Source organism: Pseudomonas lundensis, assembly GCF_002269125.1.
In the GTDB taxonomy this organism is placed as follows: Bacteria; Pseudomonadota; Gammaproteobacteria; order Pseudomonadales; family Pseudomonadaceae; genus Aquipseudomonas; species Aquipseudomonas lundensis_A.
Genome location: NZ_NQKI01000093.1, coordinates 1 through 975, shown reverse-complemented (window position 1 = coordinate 975; position 975 = coordinate 1). Strand labels below are relative to the sequence as shown.

1 protein-coding gene is annotated in these 975 nt (G+C 57.1%); it reads right to left on the bottom strand.

Annotated elements, in window-relative coordinates; all coding sequences use genetic code 11:
• Positions 1-975, bottom strand: a 975-nt coding sequence (locus CJF39_RS22600) for a ribonucleotide-diphosphate reductase subunit beta (RefSeq protein ID WP_094995375.1), incomplete at its 5' end; no start/stop codon positions are given.

Sequence of the window (975 nt, the reverse complement as noted above, 5' to 3'; positions counted from 1 at the left end):
TTAGTCCCAGCTCAGTGCGCCGCCCGTTTGGTACTCGATCACGCGAGTCTCGAAGAAGTTTTTCTCTTTCTTCAAGTCCATGATTTCGCTCATCCACGGGAACGGGTTAGTGGTGCCCGGGTACTCTTCCTTCAAGCCGATTTGCGACAGGCGGCGGTTGGCGATGAACTTGAGGTAGTCCTCCATCATCGCTGCGTTCATGCCCAATACGCCGCGCGGCATGGTGTCACGGGCGTATTCGATTTCCAGCTGCGTGCCTTGCAGGATCATCTGCGACGCTTCTTCCTTCATCTCGGCATCCCACAGGTGCGGGTTTTCGATTTTGATCTGGTTGATCACGTCGATGCCGAAGTTCAGGTGCATGGATTCGTCGCGCAGGATGTACTGGAACTGCTCGGCAACCCCGGTCATCTTGTTGCGTCGGCCCATCGACAGGATCTGGGTGAAGCCGCAGTAGAAGAAGATGCCTTCCAGAACGCAGTAGTAAGCGATCAGGTTGCGCAGCAGTTCCTTGTCGGTTTCAACGGTGCCGGTTTCGAACTTCGGATCGGAGATCGAGCGGGTGTACTTCAAGCCCCACGTGGCCTTTTTGGCGACCGAAGGAATCTCGTGGTACATGTTGAAGATCTCGCCCTCATCCATGGCCAGCGATTCGATGCAGTACTGATAGGCGTGGGTGTGGATCGCCTCTTCGAACGCCTGGCGCAGGATGTACTGGCGGCATTCCGGGTTGGTGATCAAGCGGTACACGGCCAGTACCAGATTGTTGGCAACCAGCGAGTCGGCGGTGGAGAAGAAGCCCAGGTTGCGCATCACGATGCGGCGTTCGTCGTCAGTCAGGCCTTCCGGGTTTTTCCAGAGGGCGATGTCGGCGGTCATGTTGACTTCTTGCGGCATCCAGTGGTTTGCGCAGCCGTCGAGGTACTTCTGCCAGGCCCAGTCGTACTTGAACGGCACGAGCTGGTTAAGGTCGGC